At 72.5% G+C, this 17,868-nt stretch carries 13 protein-coding genes and 1 riboswitch; of the genes, 3 read left to right on the forward strand and 10 right to left on the reverse strand.

Going from position 1 to position 17,868, the window contains the following annotated elements; all coding sequences use genetic code 11:
* Positions 1-31: 31 nt before the first annotated feature.
* The 4 genes from ABCQ75_RS14800 to ABCQ75_RS14815 form a co-directional block, all read right to left on the reverse strand.
* Positions 32-1,330: an ABC transporter substrate-binding protein gene (locus tag ABCQ75_RS14800; RefSeq protein WP_345886359.1), complete on the reverse strand. Its 1,299-nt coding sequence runs from the start codon at positions 1,328-1,330 to the stop codon at positions 32-34.
* 132 nt (positions 1,331-1,462) lie between these two features.
* Positions 1,463-2,491, reverse strand: coding sequence for a LacI family DNA-binding transcriptional regulator (locus ABCQ75_RS14805; RefSeq protein ID WP_345886361.1), 1,029 nt, complete (start codon positions 2,489-2,491; stop codon positions 1,463-1,465).
* A 225-nt stretch (positions 2,492-2,716) separates the two neighbouring features.
* A complete protein-coding gene (locus ABCQ75_RS14810) occupies positions 2,717-3,787 on the reverse strand; it encodes an ATP-dependent DNA ligase (RefSeq protein WP_345886363.1) in 1,071 nt (356 codons plus the stop codon).
* Between the two features lie 170 nt (positions 3,788-3,957).
* Positions 3,958-4,866 (reverse strand): aldo/keto reductase, encoded by a 909-nt coding sequence (locus ABCQ75_RS14815; RefSeq protein ID WP_345886364.1) that lies wholly within the window; start codon positions 4,864-4,866, stop codon positions 3,958-3,960.
* A gap of 190 nt (positions 4,867-5,056) precedes the next feature.
* Between ABCQ75_RS14815 and ABCQ75_RS14820 the strand changes: the two genes are divergently transcribed.
* The gene (locus tag ABCQ75_RS14820; protein WP_345886365.1) at positions 5,057-7,822 is read left to right on the forward strand and encodes an ATP-dependent DNA ligase; all 2,766 of its coding nucleotides are present in this window, start codon (positions 5,057-5,059) and stop codon (positions 7,820-7,822) included.
* Positions 7,823-7,884: 62 nt separating this feature from the next.
* Positions 7,885-8,964 (forward strand): DUF2891 family protein, encoded by a 1,080-nt coding sequence (locus tag ABCQ75_RS14825; protein WP_345886367.1) that lies wholly within the window; start codon positions 7,885-7,887, stop codon positions 8,962-8,964.
* Positions 8,965-9,097: 133 nt separating this feature from the next.
* Here ABCQ75_RS14825 and ggt read toward each other — a convergent pair whose 3' ends face one another.
* From ggt to ABCQ75_RS14855, 6 genes are all read right to left on the reverse strand, one after another.
* Complete coding sequence (ggt, locus tag ABCQ75_RS14830; protein ID WP_345886369.1) at positions 9,098-10,996, reverse strand: gamma-glutamyltransferase; 1,899 nt, start codon at positions 10,994-10,996, stop codon at positions 9,098-9,100.
* Between the two features lie 111 nt (positions 10,997-11,107).
* Positions 11,108-12,121: an NADPH:quinone reductase gene (locus ABCQ75_RS14835; RefSeq protein ID WP_345886402.1), complete on the reverse strand. Its 1,014-nt coding sequence runs from the start codon at positions 12,119-12,121 to the stop codon at positions 11,108-11,110.
* A 449-nt stretch (positions 12,122-12,570) separates the two neighbouring features.
* The gene (locus ABCQ75_RS14840; RefSeq protein ID WP_345886370.1) at positions 12,571-14,115 is read right to left on the reverse strand and encodes a UDP-N-acetylglucosamine 1-carboxyvinyltransferase; all 1,545 of its coding nucleotides are present in this window, start codon (positions 14,113-14,115) and stop codon (positions 12,571-12,573) included.
* 117 nt (positions 14,116-14,232) lie between these two features.
* Entirely contained in the window at positions 14,233-15,030 is a 798-nt protein-coding gene (locus tag ABCQ75_RS14845) for an energy-coupling factor transporter transmembrane component T family protein (RefSeq protein WP_345886371.1), read from the reverse strand.
* A complete protein-coding gene (locus ABCQ75_RS14850) occupies positions 15,027-16,724 on the reverse strand; it encodes an ABC transporter ATP-binding protein (RefSeq protein ID WP_345886373.1) in 1,698 nt (565 codons plus the stop codon). Before ABCQ75_RS14850 ends, ABCQ75_RS14845 begins: the two co-directional genes overlap by 4 nt.
* Positions 16,725-16,726: 2 nt before the next feature.
* Entirely contained in the window at positions 16,727-17,362 is a 636-nt protein-coding gene (locus ABCQ75_RS14855; RefSeq protein ID WP_345886375.1) for an ECF transporter S component, read from the reverse strand.
* Positions 17,363-17,405: 43 nt separating this feature from the next.
* Positions 17,406-17,548, reverse strand: a riboswitch (TPP riboswitch).
* Between the two features lie 37 nt (positions 17,549-17,585).
* Here ABCQ75_RS14855 and ABCQ75_RS14860 point away from each other — a divergent pair.
* Positions 17,586-17,846, forward strand: coding sequence for a DUF4235 domain-containing protein (locus ABCQ75_RS14860; RefSeq protein ID WP_345886377.1), 261 nt, complete (start codon positions 17,586-17,588; stop codon positions 17,844-17,846).
* The last annotated feature ends 22 nt before the right edge of the window (positions 17,847-17,868 follow it).

Genomic DNA, 17,868 nt, shown 5'->3' on the forward strand with positions numbered 1-17,868 from the left:
TCCGTGAGCTGGATCCCCGCCCGGCCCGGGCTCAGCCCTTGTAGCCGCCGTTGGACTTGATGTTGGTGTCGATGTCCTTGGCCGCCTTGTCCAGTGTGGACTTGGGGTCCGCACCGGCGAGGATGTCCTGGACGGCCTTGCCGAACTCGGTGGCGATGAACGGGTAGGCGGGCGTCTCGGGGCGCAGTACCGCGGACTTCTCGGAGAACGCGCGGAAGATGCTGTTCTCGCCGCCGGGGGCGTAGGCCGGGATGAGCTCGGCGGCCTCTGCCGTGGTGGGGATGGTGCCGGTGGCCTTGGCGATCTTGGCGATGTTCTCCGGCTTGAGCGTGAAGGAGAGGTAGTCCATGGCTGCCTCGGCGTTCCTGCACCCGCTCGTCACGCCCCACTGCCATGAGCCGCCACCGATCTTCGGGCCGTTGCCCAGGTCCACGGACGGCATGACCACGAGGTCCTTGCCGAGCTCGGCGCGGGCCTTGTCCGCGGCCCACGAGCCGGTGTAGAGGACCGCGCTCTTGCCGTTGAGGAAGTCCGCGGTGCTGTCCTTTCCGCTCTTCTGGGCCATGTAGCCCTTGTCCACCAGGCCGCGGAACCACTGCGCCCACTCGACCGCGGCGTCGCCGTTGAGCGAGCCCTCCGCGGTCTCGAAGCCATCGCGGTTGATGAGGTCTCCGCCTGCGGACTGCAGGAACGGTGAGTACGCGTACGGGAGCCACTCCCCGGTGCCCGCCGTGCCGAGGTCCAGGGGGTGCTCCCACTTGCCCAGGCCCTTGAGCTTGGCCAGGGCGGAGTCGAACTCGTCCTTGGTCCACGGCGAGTCGATCGTCGGGATGCGCACGCCGGCGGCGGTGAGGTCCGACTTCCGGGCGAGCATCGCGAGGGCCACGTCGTAGTGGCCGAACGAGTAGGTCTTGCCGTTCCACACGCCGAGCGTGGAGGGGAGGTTCTTGCCCAGGTCCGCCTCGAGCTCGAGGGGCACGAGGTACTGGGACCAGGCCCAGTTGGGCACGTTCGGACCGTCGATGTCCACGATGCACGGGAGCTTCTTCGCCGAGGCCGCCGCGACGACCGAGTCGTTGTAGGAGTCCTGCGGGAAGGCCTGGACCTTGATGGTGGCCTTCTTGTCCGGGCTCGCGTTGTACTCGTCCACGAGCGACTGGACCGCAGCGAGCTCGTCCTTGTTGCCCGCATTGTGCGTCCAGAGGGTCACCTCGCCGTTGGCACCATCGCCGGAGGCGCTGCCCGAGCCGGAGCCGCAGGCCGCGAGGGAGCCGCCGAGTGCGGTGGCCACTACACTGGCAGCCAGGAGCCGCTTGAGCGCTGTCTTCATGAGCGTCGTTCCTTCTTCTCTTGTCCTTGGGGGACGGGGGGTGGGTTGGCTCCGATCGGGGTGTGGCTGTTGCAGCAGCCGCACCCCACACGAAGCCGTGCGGGGGTCATGTCCCCAACCGGGGTTGCGGGGTCAGCCTGCGCGGGGCGGCGCGACTGAGCCCCGCCGCACGATGGGGCAGTCGAAGCGCATCTGGACCGTCTCGCCGTCCGGCGCGACGCCCTCGATCTCGTCCAGGAGCCGCGTCACCGCCCATCGGCCCATGCCGTAGTGCGGCAGGGCCACGCTCGTGAGGCCCGGCCACAGGCCGTCGGCGATGATCTCGAAGTTGTCGATGCTCACCACCGAGAGGTCGTCGGGGATGGTCAGGCCCAACTGGGCCGCCACCTCGTACAGTCCGAACGCCTGCCGGTCGTGGAAGCAGAAGACCGCAGTGGGCCGATCCGCCATGCCGAGCAGCCGCTGCGCACCGGACCGCCCACCCGAGACGGCGGGCGCCTCCCGGGTGACCAGACCGGCGTCGTACGCGATGCCCGCCTCCGAGAGCGCCTCGCGGTACCCGGCGAGGCGCCCGGCGGCGGCCGGGATGTCGTCGGCGTTGTTGATGAAGCCGATCCGGGTGTGGCCCGCCGCGAGGAGCTCGCGCACCGCGGTGCGGGCGGCGGCCTCCTCGTCCGGGACCACGGAGGAGAAGCTGCCCTCGGGATCGAAGGCGTCGAGCAGGACGGTCGGCACGCGGCCGGCACCCTCGGGGACCCGGGCCTCCTGGTGGTACATGCGGGCCACGACCACGCCGTCCACCTGGTGCTGGAGGAGCGCCGCGAGCTGCTTCTGCTCGAGGTCCCAGTTCCGGCCGCTGTCCACGAGCATGAGGAGCCAGCCGCGCTCATAGGCCGCGTCCTGCGCGCCGAGGATCATCTCGCCGGCGAAGGGGGTGCTCGCGATCTCGTCGCTGACGAGGCCGAGGAGGTAGGAGCGCTGGTTCCGCAGGCCGCTCGCGAGGCGGTTCGGGGCGTAGCCGAGGGTGGTGGCCACCTCGCGGACGTGCTCGCGGGTCTCGGGGCTGACCCGGTGCTGGTTGGCCTCGCTGAGGGCGTGGGACACCGTGGTCACGGAGACCTCTGCGGCCTTCGCCACGTCGCGGATGCCGACCTTGCCCATCGCGCCGCTCCTTCCAAAACGTTTTGTATGCGGTAGATCACAGTGTGCAGCAAACCGTTTTGCAAAGTCAACCCCCGATGGTGCAGCCCGAGGCCGGAGGGGCTGTCAGCTCCTGCTCGTTATGGACTCCGCCACGCGCGCCGCGCGGGGCAACACGCCGTTCCAATCCACAGGAGTGCTCCCGATACGAGCGGGAGCGAACGCCGCTGTCCCGCCCGTGACCACTCAGTTCCCCAGATCGAGGATGTGCCGGATGTCGAAGGCTGCCGCGGTCTCGAGCTGCGCGTACGTGCAGCTCGCGGGGTCCCGGTCGGGGCGCCACCGCCGGAACTGAGCGGTGTGCCGGAAGCGGTCACCCTCCATGTGGTCGTACGCGACCTCCACCACGCGCTCGGGCCGCAGCGGCACGAAGGAGAGGTCTTTGCCTCCGCTCCAGCGGCTCACGGCGCCGGGCAGGCGCTGTCCCTGGTGGGCGGACTGGTCGGCCCACTTCCCCCACGGGTGCGCACCGAGGTCCTCCTCGACGAGCGGCGCGAGTTCCGTGACCAGCTCCCGCCGCTTCGCCATGGGGAACGACGCCGCGACGCCCACGTGATGGAGCGTCCCCGCGTCGTCGTAGAGCCCGAGCAGGAGCGAGCCGAGCGCGTTCGCGTCCGCCTTGTGAGGGCGGTACCCGGCCGCGACGCAGTCCGCCGTGCGCTCGTGCTTGACCTTGAACATGGTCCGCTTGCCCGGCTCGTACCTCGCGTCGAGCGGCTTGGCGATCACGCCGTCGAACCCTGCGCCCTCGTACTCGGTGAACCAGCGCTCGGCCTCGGCGAGGTCCGCGGTCGACGGCGTGAGGTGCACCGAGCCGGTCGGCCCGCCGAGCGCTTGGCGCAGCAGGTCGCGGCGGTCGCCGAAGGGGCGGGCCATGAGGTCCTCGTCGCCGAGGGCCAGGAGGTCGAACGCGATGAGCGAGGCGGGGGTCTGCTCGGCGAGGAGGTTCACGCGGCTCTCGGCCGGGTGGATCCGCTGCTGGAGCGCTTCGAAGTCCAGTCGGTCGTCGCGTATGAGGACGATCTCGCCGTCCACCACGCAGCGCGCAGGGAGCTCGGCGCGGAGCCTCTCCACGAGCTCCGGGAAGTAGCGCGTGAGGGGCTTGTCATTCCGGCTGCCGAGGACCACCTCGTCGCCGTCCTTGAAGACGATCGTGCGGAAGCCGTCCCACTTGGGCTCCACGTGCCCCACGTCCGGGATCTGCTTGACGGGCTTGGCGAGCATCGGTTCGACCGGCGGCATCACGGGGAGGTCCATGGGGACATCCTGCTCCGTGGAGGGCCGGCCCAAACAGGGTCTGGCAGGCGAAGAGCAGCGAGTGCCGCTGCCCGCATCGCCGAGCAGCCCGTCCGCGAAGGCGGGCAGAGGCACGACGCCGGGCACTCGCCGTCGTGCCTCTGCCCGCTGCGGCAGCCGGCCGGCCGTCGCTAGCGGGCGTCCGCTGGAAGACCGAGCTCGGCAGCGGCGGCGTTCGCCTCGAGCTGCTCGACCGACTTGCAGCCCGGGATCACGGCGGTGACAGCCGGCTGCCGCAGGCACCAGGCCAGCGCCCACGCTGCCATGTCCGCACCCGGCGGCACCTCCTCCTCGGCGATCCGCTGGACCTCCGAAAGGCGCTCCTGGGTCCGCTCGTCGGGCCGCCGGGAACGTGTGTCGGCGGGATCCGTGAACCGGGTGCCCGGCGCGTACTTGCCCGACAGCAGCCCACCGGCCAGCGCCTCGCGTGCGAGGACCCCGAGATCCTGCCGCTCGCAGGAGGCGAGGACCTCCTCCTCGGGCTCCCGGTCCAGGCGGCTGTAGACGAGCTGGATCACGCTCGCGCCGACCTCGGTGGCCCGATCGGTCTGGTGCACGTTGGCGTTGCTCCCGATCGAGATCCCGAGGTGGCGGACCTTGCCGGCGCGGACCTGTGCGCCGAGGGCCTCCCACAGCTCGTCCTGGTCGAAGGCCTCGTCGGCGCCGGAGTGGAACTGGTACACGTCGATGTAGTCGGTTCCCAGGGCGCGCAGGGAACGGTCCAGCTGTGCGACGACTTCCTGCGCGGACCATTCCTGGGTCCGTTCGTGCAGGCCGTGGAAGCGGTGCCCGAACTTGGTGGCCACCACCCACTCGTCGCGGCTGCGCGCGATGGCCCTGCCGACGAGTTCCTCGGCAAGGTGATCGCCGTAGCACTCCGCCGTGTCCACGAGGTTGATCCCCAGGTCCCGCGCGCGGCCCAGGATGGCGTCCGCCTCCGCCTGCGAGAAGTCCTTCCCCCATTCCCCGCCGAACTGCCACGTCCCCACTCCGACGGTGGACACGGTCAGCTCGGTCCTGCCAAGGCGCCTGTACTTCATGGGAAACCTCTCCTCGGTGATGGAAGTGCGCGGGCGTCGGGGCGGCACCGCACCCCGAAAGCCTGCTCCATGGGCCTCCAGCTGTCTACCCCTGCCCCCTGAGCGCCGGGCGCGGTTCCCGCGGCCCCTCGGGGGTACGAACCAGTCGAGGGCTGTTCCCCTCAGCCCAGGACCGTGGGAGGGTTGCCGCATGGCGTCGCAGCGCGAGACCGTCGAGATCGAGGGCCGCCGGGTCAGCCTGTCCAATCTGGACAAGGTGCTGTACCCGGAGGCCGGGACCACCAAGGGGGACGTCCTCGAGTACCTCCGGCTGGTCGCCCCGGTCATGATCCCCGCGGTCCGGGACCGCCCCGCGACGCGCAAGCGGTGGGTGCACGGTGTGGGCACGGAGGAGGAGCCCGGCGAGGTGTTCTTCCAGAAGAACCTCGACAAGGCGACGCCGGAGTGGGTCGAGCGGGTCACGCTGCACCACCGCAACTCCACGAACACGTACCCGCTGGTGAACGACCTCGCCACGCTCGTGTGGCTCGGCCAGATGGCCGCCCTCGAGATCCACGTCCCGCAGTGGCGCGCCATCGAGGACGACACGATGCTCAACCCCGACCGCCTCGTCATCGACCTGGACCCCGGCCCGGGCGCCGGCCTGCCCGAATGCGTCGAGGTGGCCCACCTCGTGAAGCCGATCTTCGAGGACCTGGGCCTGCCCTCCGTCCCCGTCACGAGCGGGAGCAAGGGCATCCACCTGTACGCGAAGCTGGACGGGACCCGGAAGTGGGAGGACGTCTCCGCGGTGGCCCGCGAGCTGGCCAAGTCCCTCGAGGCGGACCATCCGGACCTCGTGGTCGCGGACCAGAAGAAGACCCTCCGCACGGGCCGGGTCCTCGTGGACTGGAGCCAGAACAGCGGGCAGAAGACCACGATCGCGCCCTATTCCCTCCGCGGGCGCCTGCAGCCCATGGTCGCCGCGCCGCGGACGTGGGAGGAGATCGGCTCGCCGGATCTCGCACACGTGCGCTACGACCAGATGGCGGAGCGGCTCGAGCGCTTCGGAGACCTCTTCGCGCCCGTCCTCCCCGACGTCTCGGCGGACCGGATGGCGCACGACGCCGGGAGTCCCTCCCACCCGCGGGCCCGCGCCTTCGCGCAGGGTTCCCGCGCCCGCAGCCCCCGGAGCAGCGGCGGGAAGAGCGGCGGCGGGCGTGCCTCCGGCGAGGACGACGACGGCGGCGGGCACTCGCCGTCGTCCTCCTCCAGCGTGCCTCCTCCCTCTCCGGGCGACCGCCTCACCGAGTACCGCGCCAAGCGCGACCCCGCGAAGACGCCCGAGCCCGTCCCCCTCGAGGCGCCGACCCCGGGGAAGGGCGAGGCGTTCGTGATCCACGAGCACCACGCGCGGCGGCTGCACTGGGACCTGCGGCTCGAGCACGAGGGGGTGCTCGCCTCGTTCGCGATCCCGAAGGGCATCCCTGCGGACACCGGGACCAACCACCTCGCCGTGCACACCGAGGACCACCCGATCGAGTACCTCACGTTCACCGGCACCATCCCCGCCGGGGAGTACGGGGCGGGCGAGATGCACGTGTGGGACACCGGGACGTACGAGGTGGAGAAGTGGCGCGAGGACGAGATCATCGTGATCCTCCATGGCCGCGAGGGGGGCGGGCTCGCAGGGGTTGCGGAGGGGCTCGGCCGGCCGGGCGCCGGGGTGCGGCTGGCCCTCATCCGGCCCGGCGGGGGGTACGGCGGCGGTTCGGACGGCAAGGAGAACTGGCTCGCGCACCTCATGAAGGACCAGGAGAAGGGTCACTGGCGTCAGGGAGCGAAAGGCACCTCCCCACAACCCGGGGTCACCTCCCAACAACCCGGGGTCACCTCCCAACAACCCGGGGTCACCTCCCCACAACCCGGGGTCACCTCCCCACGACCCGGGGTCACCACCCAACAACCCGGGGTCACCACCCAACAACCCGGGGTCACCTCGGCGCCGGGCGCCCGCACCGGTCCCGCGCCCGCGCCCATGCTCGCCCAGGCGGGCACACCCGGGCTGGTGCGCGGCGACGGATGGTCGTTCGAGATGAAGTGGGACGGGATCCGAGCCATCGTGGATGCCCGCGCGGAGCCGCTGCGCCTCATGAGCCGCCGCGGGATCGATCAGGCCGCAACCTATCCCGAGCTCGCGGGCCTCGCCCAGCTGGGCCCGGCGGTGCTCGACGGCGAGATCATCGCCCAGGACCCTCGCGGCCGCCCGGACTTCGGCCTGCTCCAGCAGCGCATGAACCTCACCCGGCCTGCGGACGTGGAACGTGCCCGCCGCGCGGTCCCGGTGAGGATCGTGCTGTTCGACCTGCTCGAGTACGAGGGGCGGGACCTCACCCGCCTCTCCCTGCGCGAGCGCCGCGCGGCCCTGGACCTCCTCGCCGAGGGCGGCCTCCCCTTGAACGTCCAGCTCTCCCCCGTGTTCGACGGCGAGATCGACCACGTGCTCGAAGCCTCCGCCGAGCACGGCCTCGAAGGCGTGGTGGCCAAGCGGCTCGACTCCCGCTACGAGCCCGGCCGGCGCTCGGGCGCGTGGCTCAAGATCAAGCACGAGCTCGCCCAGGAGGTGGTGGTGTGCGGGTGGCGCGAGGGCAACGGGGCGCGGGCGGCGACCTTCGGCTCACTCATCCTCGGCCTCCCCGACGACGACGGCGCGCTCCGGTACGCGGGCAGGGTCGGCTCGGGCTTCGGCGACGCCGAGCTGGCACGGATCGCCGCAACCCTGCGAGGGATGGAGCGCAAGACACCCCCGCTCACCGGGGTCCCCCGCGAGGACACCCGCGACGCCCACTGGGTGACGCCGCGCCGCGTCGCCGAGGTCACGTACACCGAGATGACCGCGGGCGGGCGGCTGCGGCACCCCGTCTGGCGGGGCTGGCGCCCGGACAAGGCCCCTGAGGACGTGGCACCGCACGCGTGATGGCCCCGGGCTGCCCGCGTGACAGCCCGGGCCGGGGGGCCCGTGGGGCAGACTGGGTCCCCATGGACCCCACCCAGCCCCGCGCCGCCCTCTTCCCCGCCGCCGCGTCCCGGTGTGCCGCCGTCGTCCTCGAGAACCTGGTGTGCGCCTACCCCTACGCCGCGCACCACACTCGCCGCTCGCCGCGGGACACGGCGATGCCCCATGAGCTCCACCCCGCGTTCGGGACCTCGTTCGACTGGCACTCGTGCGTGCACATGCACTGGCTCGGGGTGAGCATGCTCGGCGCCGGGGAAACCGGCCCGGGCGCGCTGGACCCCGTCACCGAGGCCCGGCTGCGGGACGCCCTCGATGCGAACCTCACCGCGGAGAACCTCGCGGTCGAGGCGGCCTACCTCGCTGCGAACCCCTCATGGGAGCGGCCTTACGGCTGGGCGTGGCTCGTCCGGCTCGCGGCGGCGTGCGCCTCGGCGGACGACGGCGGCATCCGGGCGTGGGGCGCGGCCCTCGCCCCGTGCGCGGACGCGGTGGAGGAGCTTGTTGTCGCGTGGCTCGGGAAGGCCGAATACCCGGTGCGGCACGGCGTGCACGGCAATTCGGCCTTCGGGCTGGCACTGCTCGTGGATGCCTTCCGTGCCCTCGGGCGTGATCGCGGGGCGCGGGCGTGCGAGGCCGCCGCGCTGCGCTGGTTCGCCGACGACTCCGGCTGGCCCTCCGAATGGGAGCTCTCGGGGAACGACTTCCTCTCGGCGGGCCTGAGCGAGGCTGACCTCATGCACCGGGTCCTCGCGCCCGCCGATTTCGCGGCGTGGTTCGGCCGATTCCTCCCCCGTCTGGATGCCGGCTCGCAGATGCTGCGCCCGGTAGCCGTCACCGACGAGTCCGACGGCCATCTGGTCCACCTGCACGGCCTCAACCTGAGCCGGGCCGGGCAGGCGGCCAGGATCGCCGCCGCGCTCTTGGCGCACGACGCCGACGGGCCCGGTTCCGCGGGCGTCCTCGCCTCCGCCGCCGTCCCCCTGTTCGAGGCGGGTCTGCAGGGGCTCGAGAGTCCCGACTTCATGTCCACGCACTGGCTCGCGAGCTTCGCGTGGGACGCGAAGGAGTCCTTGCAGTCCCTGGAGGCCTTCGGGGTCCTCTGACCTCGCCCACCCCCGGTTGCGGGGCCATATCCCCCCGGTTACGGGGCCGGACCCCACAACCGGGGGGACGGGACCCCACAACTGAGGGGACGGGACCCCACAACCGACCGGACGGGACCCCACAACGGGTGGGCTAGGGCGAGGGAGTGGGGGCGGGGGCCACCACCATGGCCGAGCCCCCGCCGCGTCTCGTCGGCTCCGCCGCGGCGATCATCCGCAGTTCCCCGCCCTCCCCGTCACCCGGCGAGAACTCGATCGCGGTTGCCGCGCCGATCTCCGCGGCCGAGGTCAGCGCGTCGCCAGCCGGGACGAGCTTGTGCCCGTAGCCCTTGAGCGCCTCCCCGTAGGCGGCGATGAACTCCGGCTCCGACGTGACCGTGCCGGAGGCGAAGTTCCGCTGGGACGCCCGGGGCGCGGCGAGGGCCTGCGAGACGTCCATCCCGAGGTCGATCCGGTTCACGATCATCTGCAGGACGGTCGTGATGATAGTGGAGCCGCCCGGTGTCCCGAGGGCCAGGAAGGGCTCGCCGTCCTGCAGGACGATGGTGGGCGACATCGACGAGCGAGGCCGCTTGCCCGGCTCGATGCGGTTCGGGTCGTCCGCGCGCCACACGGTCGAGAAGTCCGTGAGCTCGTTGTTGAGGATGAACCCGCGCCCAGGCACGACGATCCCGGATCCGCCGGTCTGCTCGATCGTGAGCGTGTACTCGACGACATTCCCCCACCGGTCGGCCACGGTCAGGTTGGTCGTGGAGATGTTCTCGGTGTCCGCGTCCTCGGCGAGCGCGGCCGGAGCAGCCGGGCACACGCCGTCGTACGAATTCACATTCCCCGGCGCGACAGGCTTCGGAGCCGCCGCGAGCGGGTCGATGAGGCACGCGCGCTCCTTGCCGAAGACATCATCGGTGAGGGCCGCCGTCGGGACGCCGGGCACGTCTCCCACGTACTTGCCCCGATCCGCGTACGCTAGGGCGCTCGCCTCGAGGTAGTGGTGCAGGGCCGCGGGCGCGTCCATGCCCGCGAGCTCGAACTGCTCGAGGATGTTCAGCGCCTCCCCCACCGTGGTGCCGCCCGAGGACGAGGGAGCCATGCCGTACACGTCGTAGCCGCGGTAGGAGACGCGCGTGGGAGCCTGGTCCCGCACCGCGTACGCGGCGAGGTCGGCGGCCGTCATGGAGCCGACGGGGACCGGGAGGTAGGGCACGCCCGCGGGCAGCGCGTCCGCGGACAGCCGCGGCGGGGCCTGCACGGCGGAGGCGATCTCCTCCGCGAGGGCGCCGGCGTAGAACCCGCCCTCCGCGCCACGCTGGGCAAGGAGGCGGTAGGTCTCGGCGAGGTCGTGGTTCCTGAACACGCTCCCCACCGCGGGGGCGTCGCCACCGGGAAGGAACAGGTCCGCTGTGGAGGAGAACTGGGCGAAGCGCGTGCGGTTGTCCAGGGTCTGCTGCCTGAACGTCTCGTCCACCACGAACCCGCGGTCGGCGACCTTGATGGCAGGCCGGAGCGCCTCGCGGAGGCCCAGGGTTCCCCAATTCTCGAGAGCACGCTCCCACGTGGCGGGCGTGCCGGGCACCCCGACGGACACACCGGAGGTCACGAGCTCGGGGCTGAAGCGGTACGGCGTGCCGGCCGGGTTCTCGGCGGTCTTCGTCGCGGGATCGATGAACGCATCGGGCTGCATGCCGGCCGGGGCGGTCTCGCGTCCGTCGATCGTATGGACCTTGCCCGTCGCGGCCTCATAGTAGACGAAGTACCCGCCTCCGCCGATCCCGGCGCTGTACGGCTCGGTGACCCCCAGAGTCGCCGCGGCGGCGACGGCGGCATCCACGGCGTTGCCGCCCTTGCGGAGCACCTCGATCGCGGCGGCGGAGGCCTCCGGATCCACGGTGCTGACGGCGCCGCCGGTGCCGGCCACGGTGGGCGTCTTCTCGGTGGCGCGCGGGTCGGCGGCGGCCGGGCCGGCGGCCCCGCCCGTGAAGGCGAGGGCGAGCGCGGCGGTGACAGCGGCGAGTCGGCGTTTGAGGCGTGGCATGGGACCTCCCAGAACTGCATCGTTCGAGCTGACTAGGTGCCGCCCACGCTACGTGCACCCTCCGACACTCGAACAGACCCCAACCCGCCCTATCCCCGGACGGCCCCTCTTCTACCCCGCGCTCGCGACGTCGATGAGCACCTTCCCCACGAACCCGGCCTCCACGGCGTCGTGCGCCGCGGCGGTCTCGGCCAGCGGGTACCGGGCCAGCGGCAGGCCGTGCTCCTCGCCCACGCGGAGCGCGCCGTCGGCGAGCGCCGCGCCGACGGCCGCAACGGCGTCGTGCTTCTGCTCCGGCGTGACCGTGTACGTGAGGATGAACTGCAGCCGCGCGTTCTTGCCCATGGCCGCGCGAACGGGGACGGCAACCGTCTCGTCGCCGGTGCCGGCGTAGACGGAGACGGTGCCGCCGGGTGCGAGGGCGGCGAGGTCATCGCCGATGTTCGCCGCGGCGTTGACGTCCACAACCACATCCGCCCCGCCGGGCGCCGTCTTCCGCACCTCGGCGGGCACGTCCTGCTCGCGGTAGTTGACGACGACGTCGGCCCCCGCCGCGCGGGCGAGCGCCGCCTTCTCGCCGCTGCTCACCGTGGTGACGACCTGGGCGCCTGCCCAGCGGGCGAGCTGGATCGCCGCGTGGCCCACAGCACCGGCGCCGCCCGTGACGAGGACCGTCTTCCCCGCGAGCGCGCCGGGGGCGAGCCGGGCCGGACCATGCTCGCTCGCCGTCAGCGCGCGGTGGGCGGTGAGCGCGGGGATCCCGAGGGACGCGCCGGTGTCGAACGACTGGCCGTCCGGGAGCGGCTGCGCCTTCTCCGCCGGCACGACGACGTGCTCCTGCGCCGTGCCCTCGGCGCCGCCCCATGCGACGTCCCGGAGCCAGACCCGCTGCCCCGGCGAGAGGGACTCCACACCCGGCCCGACGGCGTCGACCGTCCCCGCGGCGTCCTGGCCGGGCACGTGCCACCCGTCCAGGGCACCGTACGTGCCGCCCGCGCGGGCCTTCCAGTCCGTCGGGTTGACGCCCGCGACCGCGATCCGGACCCGCGCCTGGCCCTCGCCGGGCTCGGGGAGCTCGCGGTCCCGCAGGGTCAGGACGGACGAGGGGCCCGTCTCGCGGTACATGATCGCCCGGTAGGTGGACGAGCCGGAGTTGGACGAGTTGGGGTTGGACGCCTGGGAGGTCGTGTCGGTCTCAGCCATGGCCCCATCCTGCCCCACCCCCAACCCGGGGTCACGTCCCTGGAACCCGGGGTCACGTCCCAGGAACCCGGGGTCACGTCCCTGGAACCCGGGGTCACGTCCCAGGAACCCGGGGTCACGTCCCAGGAACCCGGGGTCACGTCCCAGGAACCCGGGGTCACGTCCCAGGAACCCGAGGTCACGTCCCAGGAACCCGGGGTCACGTCCCAGGAACCCGGGGTCACGTCCCAGGAACCCGGGGTCACGTCCCAAGGACGCGAGGGCAATGCCATGACATCGACCCCGCGCCGCTGAGAGGTGACCCCGCGCCGCAGGAAGGTGACCCCGCGCCGCTGAGAGGTGACCCCGCGTCGCTGAGAGGTGACCCCGGGTCAGTCCTGGAAGTACTCGATCTTCGCGCCGATCGAGTTGAGCCGCTCGGCGAGGTCCTGGTAGCCGCGCTCGATCACGTAGATGTTGCGCAGCTCGCTCGTGCCGCGGGCGGCGAGCATCGCGAGGAGGATGCACGCGGCCGGCCGGAGCGCGGGCGGGCAGCCGACCTCGGCCGCGCGCCACTTGGTGGGGCCGTTGACGTAGATGCGGTGCGGGTCCAGGAGCTGGACCTGGGCACCGAGGCGGTTGAGCTCCGTGAGGTAGATGGCGCGGTTCTCGTACACCCAGTCGTGGATCATCGTCTGGCCCGTGGCGTTCGCGGCGATGACGGCGAAGAACGGCAGGTTGTCGATGTTCAGGCCCGGGAACGGCATGGGGTGGATCTTGTCCGCGGGTGCCGTGAGCACCGAGGGCCTCGTCGTGACGTCCACGAGGCGCGTGCGGCCGTTGCGGGCCATGTACTCGCCGGAGACCTCGAGCTCCTGGCCCATCTGGGCGAGGGTCGCAAGCTCGATCTCCATGAACTCGATCGGCACCCGCCGCACGGTCACCTCGGAGTTCGTGACGATCCCGGCTGTGATGAGGCTCATCGCCTCGATCGGGTCCTCGCTCGGCCAGTAGTCGATCTCGACGTCGATGCTCGCCCTGCCGCGGATCCGCAGCGTCGTGGTGCCCACGCCGTCGATCTCGACGCCGAGGCCCTGGAGGTAGAAGCACAGGTCCTGGACCATGTAGTTCGGGCTCGCGTTGCGGATCACGGTGGTGCCCTCGCGGTGGGCGGCGGCCATGATCGCGTTCTCGGTGACGGTGTCGCCGCGCTCGATCAGCACGAACGAGCGGTCGGCGCCGTCCGCCTCGGGGGCGCGGACGCTGTAGAAGCCGGCCGTGGCCTCCACCTCGAGGCCGAACTCGCGCAGGGCCTGCATGTGCGGCTCGACCGTGCGGGTGCCCAGGTCGCAGCCGCCCGCGTACGGGAGCCGGTACTCGCTGCGCTCGTCCAGGAGCGGGCCGAGGAGCATGATGACGCTGCGCGTGCGGCGCGCGGCCTCGACGTCCATCGAGGCGAGGTCGAGCACCTCGGGGCGGCGGATGCGGAGGTCGCGCGGCTGCCCGCCCTGCTCCTCCTCGAGCCACGTGCACTCGACGCCGATCGAGGTCAGGACCTCCACGATCCGGTTGACCTCCTCGATCCGGGCGAGGCGGCGCAGGGTCGTGGTGCCGCGGTTGATGAGCGAGGCGCACAGGAGCGCCACGCCTGCGTTCTTGGACGTGTTGACGTCCACGGAGCCGGAGAGGCGGTGGCCGCCCTCCACCCGCAGGTGGGTCATGCGGCTGCTCGCGCCGATGTTGACGATGCGCTGGCCGAGGATGTCCTCGATCCGCTGGATCATCTTGAGGCTGAGGTTCTGCTTGCCCTGCTCCATGCGGGCGACGGCGCTCTGGCTCGTCCCGAGCGCGGAGGCGAGCTGGCCCTGGGTCCAGCCCCGGTGGGAGCGGACGTCTCGGAGGAGGGCGCCGACGGTCTCGGCGGTCTGTTGCGACATTCCATGAAAATATCACAGATGCGATACGAAGCCGAAAGTGGCGGCCTTCGGCACGCGCTGAGGCGGTCTAGACCAGACGCAATCCACAACCCATGAGATATGCCGCCTGCGGGGACGTCAGCGCAGCCAGACCACGTTCCACGTCCCGGCCGCCACGGCGGCGCCCACCGACGCGGCCCCGAGCAGCACGCCGCCGGCGAGGACCCCGGCGTCGAGCGCGGAGAACCGCGAGGGCCGAGCCCACGTCCGCTCCGCCCCGCCGAAGCCGCGCGCCTCCATGGTCACCGCGAGCCGGGACGCGAGCCGGATGGACTGCACGAGCAGCCCGAAGCTCTGCCCGCCCAGTGCCCGCACCCGGTGCAGGGGCCCGCCCTGCGCGCCTACGCCGCGTGCCCGCCGCGCGAGCCCGAGGATCTGCCACTGCTCCACCATGAGCCCCACGAGCCGCAGCGCGGCCAGCGTCCCGAGCACGAACCGGTGCGGGAGCCGGGCCCGCTGGGCGAGGGCGTCGGCGAGGTCGGTCGGGTCGGTGCACGCCATCATGAGCAGCGCCGGCAGCGCGATCGCGAGCCCGCGCAGCCCCATCGCCGCCCCGAGCGCGAGCGACCCCTCGGTCACGTCCCACAGCGGCGTGGCGAAGAGCACCCGGCCGGAGTCCTCCCCCACCGCCGCGGTGCTGAACGCGCCGATCGCCGCAGCGAGGATGAGCGGCCAGCCCCGCTGCCACAGGAGCCGCAGCGTCATCCCGGCGAGCGGGAACACCGCCAGGCCCGCGGCCAATGCCACGGAAGCGGAGACCCAGTCGATGCTCAGCGCGAGCGCGAGGGTGGGGAGCAGGACGGCGGCGAGCTTGCTCAGCGGGTTGGCGCGCGTGAGCAGGGCGTGGTTGTCCCGGATCGCGACGGCGTCCCTCATGCCTCTCCCCTCCCCGGAATCGCTGGGGTCCCCGGGACCGCCCGGCCCCCCGGAATTGTTGAGTTGAGCCGGGTGCCGGCGCCCGCGACCCCGCTCAACCCAACATTTCCGGATCCGAGCGCGAGCCGCGCCCCTCCGAGCGTGCGGGCGAACTCGTCGTCGTGCGTCACGGACACCACCGCGGTGCCTGCCTCGAGGAGCTCCACGAGGAACCCGGCCAGCTCGGCCCACGTGAGCGCGTCCTGGCCGAACGTCGGCTCGTCGAGGATGAGCACGCGCGGGCTCGCGGCGAGCACGGTGGCCACGGAGAGCCGCCGCTTCTCGCCGCCGGAGAGCGTGTACGGGTTGGCCTCGGCGAGGTGGGTGAGGCGGAGGCGCTCGGCGAGCTCGTCCACGCGCCCGAGCCCCCGGCCCAGCTGGCGCGGCGCGAACCGCAGCTCGTCCAGCACGGTGGAGGTGACGAACTGGTGCTCCGGCTCCTGGAAGACGGTGCCGATCCGGGTGACGAGGTCCTCGGCGCGCCAGCGGTGGGGTTCGCGCACGACGGCGCGCAGTCCCCTCGCGCTGTCCGCCGCGGCGAACGCCGTGCTCGCCTCGACGCGGCCCGCCAGCGGTGGCAGGAGCCCGGCGAGGGTGAGGGCGAAGGTCGACTTCCCGGCGCCGTTCGGGCCCGTGATGGCGAGGGCCTCACCGGCGCTCACCTGGGCGTGGACCCCCTCGACGGCGGGCGGGGCGGGGCGGCGGCGCGTGCCCCGCGTCCGGGAGGCGCCGACGTCGTGCGCCGAGAGGAGGAGGCCCGCCGGTGACCCCGCGTCCCTGAGAGGTGACCCCGGGTCCCTGAGAGGTGACCCCGCGTGCTTGAGAGGTGACCCCGCGTCACTGAGAGGTGACCCCGCAACGGGATGGGGGCGGCGGACGGCGGGCGTCCAGCCGGGGACCCACACGCCGGCGCCCACGAGCGCCTCGCGGGCCTCGGAGAGCACGGCCTCGGGCGCGCCGTCGAAGAGCACGCCCCCGGCGTGCCCCGAGGCCCCGGGCGCGAGCACCACGATCCGGTCCACGCAGTCCTTCCACACCGCCACGCGGTGCTCCACCACGATCAGCGTCGCCCCGGTCTCGGCGGCGGTGCGCACGACGGCGTCGCGCACCTCGAGCACGCCCTCCGGGTCGAGGTTGGCGGTCGGCTCGTCCAGGAGGATGAGCCCGGGCCGCATCGCGAGGATCCCTGCGAGGGCGAGCCGCTGCTTCTGCCCGCCCGAGAGGGCGGTGGTGGGGTGGTCGAGCGGGAGGTGGCCGAGGCCCACGTCCGCGAGGGCAGCGCGGACGCGGCCCCAGATCTCCCCCGGCGGCACGGCGAGGTTCTCGGCGCCGAACGCCACGTCGTCCCCCACGCGGCCGAGGATCACTTGGGTCTCGGGGTCCTGCTGCATGAGCCCCACGCGTCCGCGGCGGTCGCGCGGCGACCCCCCGTCCACAGTGAGCCGGCCGGATTCCCAGGCCTCGTCGTCGTCCCCCAGGACGCCCGCGAGGGCGTGGAGGAGCGTGGACTTGCCCGCCCCGGAGGGCCCGAGGAGCAGGACGCGCTCCCCGGGCTCCACCGTCAGGGACAGGTCCGCGACCGCCGGCGCGGGCCGCCCGGGGTGCTGCCATGCCCACCCCTCGGCGAGCACGCCGGCAGGCCGCACGTGCGCCATCGTCAGAGGACGGGCTCGGTGGCGGCGCGGCGGGACGCGAAGCTGCTGAGCGCGCCGGTCTTGGCAAGGCCGCGCGTGGCGAGCCACGAGACGAGACCGGCGATCACGATCCCGGACGCGACCGTGCAGCCGATGTAGGCGAACTTGTCCCCGAGCTCGTAGGCGATGTTCCAGCCCCACGGCGCGAAGCAGTCGTTGAGGCCCATGAACAGGCCCGCGCCCGCACCCGCCAGGCCCGCGACCGGGAGCGTGAAGCGACGGTAGCGGAAGGCCGCGAAGACGAGCTCGGCGCCGAGGCCCTGGACGATCCCGGAGATGAGCACCGTGGTGCCGTACGGGGAGCCCATGAGGAGCTCGCCCGTCGCGGCCACCGTCTCCACGAACAGCGCGGCGCCGGGCTTGCGGATGATGAGGCCGCCGAGGACGGCGGGCAGGACCCAGCCGCCCGAGATGAGGCCGCCGAGCGGGGCGTACGCCGCGATGAGGCCCGCGGAGAGGGGCGGGTAGACGCCGTTGGACCACGCCCAGAACAGGACGCCGCCTGCGACGGCGAGCAAAGCCCCGACGACGATGTCGACGACGCGCCAGCGGCCCGTGCCGGTGCTGGGCGTGGTCGGCCTGGTGATTCCTTCAGCCATGGTGTGATTCCTCCTGGGTGCAGGAGGGGAGGGCGGCAGGGCCGCCTTGAGAAGCTCGACTCCCTTCGCCGGTACTAGCCGGATCAGGTTCGAGGGTCTGCGGTATCCCGCACTCTCAGCGTCCATGCCCCCTCGGCACGCCTCTCATCCGGCGGACCTCGGGGCGACGCTCCCCTGTCGTGTGTGGGACCCATTCTAGCGCTGGCGCGCTAGGCTGGCGGGCATGAGCATCCTCATCAAGCTCCTCGGCACGGCCATCTCGATCGGCGCCGGCATCGGCGCGACGAAGCTCATGGATGTGGCGTGGGAGAAGACCACCGGGGCCAAGCCGCCCAAGGACGCGACCAACCTCGAGGAGAGCCTGCGGGACACGCTCGTGTTCGCGATCGTCTCCGCCGGCGTCGGCGCCGTGATCCAGACCCTCGCGCAGCGCTACACGCAGCGGGCCATCGCGGGCTTCCGCAGGACGCCGGAACTCACCTAGGCCCCGAGCCCATACGGGGTCC

The organism is Sinomonas halotolerans (assembly GCF_039615075.1).
Taxonomy (GTDB): domain Bacteria; phylum Actinomycetota; class Actinomycetes; order Actinomycetales; family Micrococcaceae; genus Sinomonas; species Sinomonas halotolerans.